This window comes from Terriglobus sp. YAF25, from assembly GCF_052113305.1.
Classification (GTDB): Bacteria; Acidobacteriota; Terriglobia; order Terriglobales; family Acidobacteriaceae; genus Terriglobus.
The window spans coordinates 1-7807 of record NZ_JBFRCY010000331.1; the positions used below are offsets into that span (position 1 = coordinate 1).

Consider the following 7807-nt stretch of genomic DNA (forward strand, 5'->3'; position numbering starts at 1 on the left):
CTCCGTCGACCACAGGCTCTCGCTGGGAAGACCACGCTCGGCGGGCTCATAGGGTTTGCCGGACTTCGGCACTCCGTAGCTGGAAGCAACACCTGGCACACCACTCTGCGCACGCACTGCAAGATAGCCTTCGGCAGCATGACGCTGTACAGAATCGACCGCTTCAGCGATGTCGGCCCCATTGGCGTGGGTGTAAACCAGGACACCCTCCCTGCTCTTTCCGCCCAGAAGGTTATAGACAGGCGTATTCAGCGCCTTGCCCTTGATATCCCACAGCGCCATATCGACAGCAGCGATCGCGCTCATCGTTACAGGGCCGCGCCGCCAGTAGGCTCCGCGATAGAGATACTGCCAGATGTCTTCGATTTGGAAGGGATCGCGGCCGATCAGGCACGGAAGAACATGCTCGGTCAGATACGATGCCACCGCAAGCTCGCGGCCATTGAGCGTCGCATCGCCAAGACCGTAGATGCCTTCATCCGTCACGATCTTCAACGTGACGAAGTTGCGATCCGGGGAGCAGACGATGAGCTTTGCCGATTCAATCTTCATAAACCTTCTCCAGAGTCTCCGCCGGGTTACTGATTAACGCCGCTTGCCAGGAAGCCGCCGTCGACCGCAATGATCTGTCCGGTGGACGCAGCGAAGCTGGCCAGCGATGCGATGTTGATGATGCGGCCAAACCGCTGCTCCAGCATGACCTTCCCAAAAACCTGGCAGGCTCGTAGCGTGCCGGTGAGGTTCACGTCGAGAATCTGATTCCACAGCTCGTCGTCGACCTCCAGCGTAGGAATGCGCTTGGTCATACCGGCGGAATTCACCAGGATTTCTACAGAGCCAAACTCCGCGAGCACAGCATCACGAAGTGCCCCCAGGGAGTCGCGGCTGGCGACATCGCTGGCAATGGCAAGATGTCTTGTCCCGAGAGCCTGCAGCTCATGTGCAATTTCGTTGACAGACTGCTGCGAGCGCGAGGTAGCGACAATGTTGGCTCCGTGACGTGCAAGTCCAAGTGCAAGCGCCTTACCGATACCCGAGGTCCCGCCGACGACGACGGCGGTCATTCCAGAGAGATTCATGATTGCTCTTTCGATTCAGGACTTCGATCATAGAGCATTTCCCTGTAGGTGTAGATTAGGGCTCCCGCATCTATGGGCGTTTTCCGCAATGAAAACGCTACTGTATACCTCTTTCGGGATACCCAGGAACAGGGAAAATGCTCTAGCCAAACTACTTGATGTTGCGCACTGAGGGAGTAACTTCGATGTAATCCACCGGCGCATATTCGCGATAATCGCGCGGAATGCGGGACTGCGATTCCAGCTCTCCCGGAGCCGCTTTGTGCGCCGCACCCGGTTGCAGCTCTGAACGCAGATCGGGAATCGCATGCAGCTCCAGCTTGTCTCCCTGCTGCAGTGTGATTCTGTTCGCCGTGAACCGGGTTGAGGTCTGCCCATCAGGATTGGCGTCGAACTGTGCCGGAGGCAGCGTATCGTCCGCCTGCCACGAAGCAATCGCTTCCCCATTGCGCTGCAGCTCATACCGCGAGACACCGCGCCAGATATCGAAGTACTGCACCGCGATGTCATATGTACCCGAGCTCTGCTGGAAGGTATACGCGAGCGTGCAACCCTCGGCTTTGTGGCAGACCACGGCTTTGCCGCCGGATGCCGTCTCCCATGGAGTGACATCCACCGGTTCATACCCGGACCCGATGACCGCCTCAGCCTCAACCCGTCCGGCGTCGTGGCCTACCCTGCCCTGTGCATCAGGAATCTGCGAGATGCGCTGGAACCAGTTATTGATGGCATCGCGCCACACAATGGCGTGCCCTGCCTGGAAGCGGAAGAGGCGAAGCACCTGCTCGTAGCGTTCGTCATCGACCATGCCATGAAGCTGCTGCCAGCGGGTGACGTAGGTTCCAGCCTGCGCTGAGGCACTGTAGTGCGTGTCATAGATGGATTGCACCAACGTCTTCCCGTTACGCAGTTTGTAGTCGTAAGGGACGTGGTGGAAGAAGAGCAGCAGATCCTCAGGGCAGGTGGCAAGCGACTCGTACTTCGCCGCGAGCTGCGGCGGATACTGCTGAATATAGCCGGTTCCATTGGCAGTGCGGTCCATGCCGATGCCGTCCTTCTCGCCGCGAAACCACTGGCCCCATCCATTGCGCTCCGCCGATTCGATGCCCGGGCCGAAGTGATAGCCAAGAATATTGGTGAGCGTCCCTATGCCATTCGGACCGGTGTAGCCCTCGTAGACCTGCCAGCTCTCAAGCTGCAGCGTCGTAATGAGCTTCACCACCTCAGGACGATTTCCCCATGTCAGACGCGCCCAGCGATCGATGATCTGGTCAGGTAGCTGGTCTGGGTTCCACGCCAGCTTACCGAAACCATACAGGTTGGCCATCGCCATCGGATGGTGCAGCCAGTTGGCCTCCATACCGACATTGGTGACGGAGACGAAGCCGCCCCGGCGCGGTTTGCCATTCGCAAGAGGAAAGCTGTGACCGGTTACGATCTGCTTGACCGGTGTGCTGCGATCGTCGGCATGCAGATCGGTATCCAGCACCCAGTGCCACATGTTTGGCAGCCAGACCATGTGCCGTTGCTGACCGGTGTACTCCTGTGCGGTCTGCAGCTCGATGGCGACGTTGGCGCGACGCAGCGCGGCGAAGAGCGGACTTACAGGCTCACGCGCCTGGAAATCGATGGGGCCTTCCTTGATCTGGATGATGACGTTGTCTTCAAACGTACCGTCGTAACGCGCGAAGTTATCCACGCCGGCACGTGCACGGTCTGCCTTATGATCCTGCCAGTCGAGATGGTTGTTATAGACAAAGCCGCGATAGAGCACCACGCCATGATGCGGCGCCAGGGCACGTGCCAGTACGTTGGCTGCATCTGCAGGCGAACGCCCGTACTGCGATGGCCCCTTGCGCCCCTCCGAATCTGCTTTGACCGTAAAACCGCCAAAATCCGGAATGGCGCGGTAGATCTCATCGACCTTCTCTTTCCACCACGTTGCCACAGACGGATCGAGAGGATCGAAGGTCGACATACCACCCACGGTCTGCGGCGACGTGAGATCGATACTCATCGCAAGCCTGACACCCCAGGGACGAAAGACCTCGGCAAGACGCGCAAACTCGCGGATATGAGCCGGCGTCAGCAGATCGAGATCTGCATTCAMGTTGTTGACGTTGCAGCCATTGATTCCGATGGAGGCCAGCAACCGGGCATACGCTCGTCCCCGGTGTCAGCACCAGGCGGATCACCGCACCGCGCTGTGCCGATGCACTCTGCGCAGCGATCTCCGCATGAACACCAAGCATGCTGTTGAGACCACGCTGAAGCTCTTCGGCGGCCGCGTGTTCTATGGATGAGTCAGAGGAAGGAACGATACGTGTCGGCACAGCCCGATACTGCGCTGTTGCTACCGGAGCATAGCGCAGCCAGGCAGCGGAACCATCTTCTGCATGCATCGGCTGCAATGACGATAGCGCAATCATGCTTGCGAAAAGTGAAACAGGCTGCAGATGGTGCCTTTTCAAAATCATCGATTCTTTTTCCTGTCTTTCGGGCTACCGGGGAACGGGGTAGCTTCCGCTGATCCGGAAGCTCACGGTCTGCGATTGCGCACCGGGCTGCGACCCACCGATGGCTATAGAGTACTCGCCCGGGAGAACAACACGATTACCGTCGCCATCGACCTGCGAGAGATCGCGCGCCGAAAGCTCAAACGCCAGCTTGCGCGCCTCGCCCGGTTTGAGCGTAACCCGCTCGAAGCCCTCAAGCTGCAGCTTCGGCGACAGACCACCGTTGCCTCCAGCCGGCGGAAGCAGATAGAGCTGCGCCACCTCTTCTCCCGCGCGCTTGCCGCTGTTTGTGACTGTAACCTCGACCTTCAGCGGATCGCCGGCGTGCAACTCATTGGTCGCTGCCTTCGCTCCGGAGTACGTAAAGGTCGTATAGCTGAGACCGTAGCCAAAGCCATAGAGCGGCGTGCCCTGGAAGTAGCGATAAGTCCGGTTCTTCATCGAATAATCATCGAAGGCGGGCAGATCGCCGACTGACCGATAGAAGGTCACTGGTAGACGGCCAGCAGGGTTGTAAACACCGAGCAACGTATCGGCAATAGCCTTGCCGCCGAACTCACCCGGATACCATGCCTCGAGAATCGCATTCGCATGCTCCTGCGCCCAGGGTGCGGCAAGCGCGGAGCCGTTCATCAGCACCACCACCATCGGCTTGCCCGACTGCGCAACCGCCTCCAGCATCTGCTGCTGGCTTGCAGGCAGCTTGATGTCGGTGCGATCGCCCCCATCGAAGCCTTCCACCTTGATCTTCATCTCTTCGCCTTCAAGCTCCGGCGAAAGACCAATCATCGCAATCACCATGTCCGCATCACGCGCTGCCTCTGCCGCCTGCTGTTGCAGCAGGCCCGCCGGAGGCACCCACTCCATCGTCAAACCTCCACCAAAAAGCGGAGCCTTGTGCACATAGGTCACTTCAATGGAATGTGGCTTAGTGTCTTCAAAACGAATATGGAAACGCGGCGTCGTGCTCTCGCGGAAGTCCTTCGCGGGGGTCGAGAAGTTTGCCACCTCGTGTCCATCGACGGTCACGCGGTAGCGCTCTTCATCGCCGCATGGATAACAGTGCGCCAGCCGCATATTGAACTCGAAGTCGCCCGCCTGCGGAGCGGCAATATATCCAGTCCAGCGAACGCCGAAGAACTCCTGCTTCACCGCATCGACGGGGGCGGCGGAGTTCCAATCAAAATCAATCTGCGGGTCCTGCCGCACGGTAGTCGGCTTGCCTGCGAAGATATCCCCATCCGAGCCATTGAAGTACTCCGCCTTCAAACCATTGCGGCCGCCCGTTGCCGCTGTGCGGAACATGGTCGACGGAACCGGCAGAGGAGCTCCATCGGCATACGGTGCGCCCTCTGCGTAGACAACCTGTGCTCCACGAAGCGACTTACGCAGGGTATCGACCGGCATCTCGGGGTCCTTCGGAACAGCGTTGTAGTTGCCCTCCAGAGCGGCAAGCGACGCCGCGTTGGGGCCGATGACAGCAACCTTCTTATATTTCGCCGGCTGCAACGGCAGGATGCCGTCGTTCTTCAACAACACCATGGACTCTTTCGCAGCGCGCTCCGAAAGCGCCAGGTGCGCCGGAGCGCGATCCTGGCTGTACGGGATCTGCGCATAAGGCGAGCTCGATGGAGGATCGAAGAGACCGAGCCGCATGCGTGCGGTGAACAGACGTTCCAGCGTTGCATCGAGGTCGCTCTCCTTCAGCAATCCTGCACGGACCGACGCTGGCAGAACCTGGTAGGTCCGGCCGCAGTTGGTATCCGTGCCCGCGAGAACACCTGCGGCCGAAGCATGCTCCTTATCCGGCGAGTAGCGATGTGCCGTCTTCTGGTAGAAGTCGTCGATGGCCCCACAATCAGAAGTGACAAAGCCCTTGAACTTCCAGGCATCACGCAGGATCTCCTTCAGCAGAAGATCGCTGGCGCATGCCGGCTTGCCGTAGATGGCGTTATAGGCGCACATAATCGATCCGGCCTGACCTTCAACAATCGTGCGACGGAACTGCGGCAAATACGTCTCCCACAGATCATGCGCAGAAGGATCGATGTTGGCACTGTGGCGCGTATTCTCCGGACCGCTGTGCACGGCGAAGTGTTTTGGCGTAGCAATAGCGCGAGGATGCTGAGGATCTGGCCCCTGCAGGCCGCGAACAAACGACAGGCCAAGACTTCCGGTCAGGTACGGATCTTCTCCGTAGGTCTCCTGCCCGCGTCCCCAGCGCGGATCGCGGAAGATATTGATATTCGGCGACCAGATGGTCAGGCCGAAGTAGATGCTGTGAATGTCTTTGCGGACAGCATCGTTGTACTTGGCGCGCGCCTCGGTAGAGACCACATCTCCGATCTGCTGCAGGAGCGGCGCGTCCCAGGTCGCCGCCATACCAATAGCCTGCGGAAACAGCGTCGAATGACCGGACCGCGCGATACCGTGCAGCCCCTCGTTCCAGTAATCATAGGCAGGCACACCCAGGCGGGGAATGGCAGGCGCGGTGTTGACACTCTGTGCGGCCTTCTCCTCCAGCGTCAACCGCGAGACCAGATCGTGCGCACGCTGTTCCGGGGTGAGCGAGGTGTCCTGATACGGAAGCTTCGCCTGCGCAAGCGCGGCAGTCGGCAGCAAGCCGGCGAACAGGGTGAGAACATGTGTCAATCGCATGGCAGAAGACCTTTCGAAAACGATTGCGGCCGCGGATTCAAATGCAATCCACGATGCCATCAAAGATACCTGAGCCACAAGGCTCACTGCTGACGGTCGTCCAGCCTGCATTCGCGAAGATTTATCCAAAGCTACAGTATTAGGGGAATTGCTCTAAAAAGCGGTGCCCCACTCTTTGCTTTCTCATTCCAGCCGGCAACGCTGACCGCGGACTCTGAGTCGCAAAGAATGGGGCAACGGGAGTGTGTTTGAGATGCCCTAGTGGCTGTGGCCGCCCAGGACCTTCTGCAAGCGATAGTTCAACTCAAAGTAGCCGTAGTTCGCTCCACCCTCCGTCGGATAGATCGCACTGACGACCGACTTCCCGAAGGCATRCGCGTAGTACGTTCCCAGCGATAACTGCTTGGTAAGCGTAATGTCGGCGCTGATGTCATACAGCGAGCTGAAGCTGTTGTGGCTGTTCGCCGGCCTTCCCGTATAACCGAAGACCTTGTTATCGAAGGCTCCGCCACCCTGGTACCAGAAGTCCGAGGCCGAGGTGAGCTTGAGGAAGTGAAGATCGGAACGCAGATCCACTCTCTTGCTGGGCTTGTCGATAAGCTGAACAAAGGAGTCCGTGGAGTTCATCGAGTTGTAGAACGGGAACCGCGCATAGATACGCGGCGTGGGCAAGACCTGGAAGAAGGTGTTGTGCTTGTTATCCGTTGCATTGTTGTCGCCGGTGGAGCGTAGATAGCCGCCACGAACCCATGGTGTCGTCTTGACCTTATCGAAGCGCAGACCGCCCTCTACCGCGATCGCCCCTGCAGAATGATCCTGCACTCCCCAGGACCCGACCTGACCTGCTCCCCACAGCAGGAAGTCGACCGTGGTATGGCCCGCAGGCACCGCTGCCAGCAGATTGCCGCCAAAGGTGCCAATGCGGATGTTCTTGTGATCGAGTGCGCGTGCCGCCGCACTGCGGTTGTCCGTCTTGGTCAGCCCGGTACGACCATCGTGATAGCCGAGACCGAAAGCGCGAACGATGACACGCTGTTTCGCCAGCACATGCGTATACGCCACGTACTGGACATCGACATTCAGCTCAGGGTTGGCATTCATGTTGAAGACGCCCTGCGTCGCCCGGCCGCCCATCGCAGTCAGGTTCCAGCTCTTGCCGCCGAGCTTGCCCTCTATGCCATCAAAGGAACGCTGTCCGTTTGAGAAGCCGAAGTTGCCGATAAGGCGATGACCCACGCGGTTGGTCTGTACCCAGAGCAGCGTGCTGTTCTTGGGAACGATCTCCTGTCCGTCAAAGAATTCAAAACGGCCCATGCGCAACGTATTCGGCTCTTTCTGGAAGTGATAACGCAGGAAGCCCTGCCGGAACGAAGCAGCGGCGGGATTGCTATTGTTGTTGTTCGCGGCATAGTAAGTGCCACCCAGGCCAAGCTGGCCTTGCGCAGCAACCGGCGAGACCGCATCGGTCGGCAGCGCTAGCTCCGCGCTCTGACCGATCTCGAGTTGATAGTCCCACTGGCGAATGCGCTGCGTGATGCCAAGCCGGAGCAGGGA

The 7807-nt window shown here is 59.1% G+C and carries 4 protein-coding genes and 2 pseudogenes; all 6 read right to left on the reverse strand.

All coding sequences use genetic code 11. From position 1 onward, the window contains the following. Positions 1 to 552 (reverse strand): annotated as a pseudogene (locus AB4043_RS14730) (bifunctional D-altronate/D-mannonate dehydratase); the annotation flags it as partial. Between the two features lie 26 nt (positions 553 to 578). After that, the gene (locus AB4043_RS14735) at positions 579 to 1079 is read right to left on the reverse strand and encodes an SDR family NAD(P)-dependent oxidoreductase (RefSeq protein WP_442307380.1); all 501 of its coding nucleotides are present in this window, start codon (positions 1077 to 1079) and stop codon (positions 579 to 581) included. A gap of 151 nt (positions 1080 to 1230) precedes the next feature. Beyond that, on the reverse strand, positions 1231 to 3231 hold the full coding sequence (locus AB4043_RS14740; RefSeq protein ID WP_442307381.1) for an alpha-glucuronidase family glycosyl hydrolase: 2001 nt from the start codon (positions 3229 to 3231) through the stop codon (positions 1231 to 1233). Positions 3232 to 3340: 109 nt separating this feature from the next. Next, a pseudogene (locus tag AB4043_RS14745) lies at positions 3341 to 3556 on the reverse strand (hypothetical protein); the annotation flags it as partial. Between the two features lie 24 nt (positions 3557 to 3580). Continuing rightward, positions 3581 to 6253: a glycoside hydrolase family 3 C-terminal domain-containing protein gene (locus AB4043_RS14750; RefSeq protein ID WP_442301470.1), complete on the reverse strand. Its 2673-nt coding sequence runs from the start codon at positions 6251 to 6253 to the stop codon at positions 3581 to 3583. 258 nt (positions 6254 to 6511) lie between these two features. Then, on the reverse strand, positions 6512 to 7807 hold a 1296-nt coding region (locus tag AB4043_RS14755), incomplete at its 5' end, for an alginate export family protein (protein WP_442307382.1).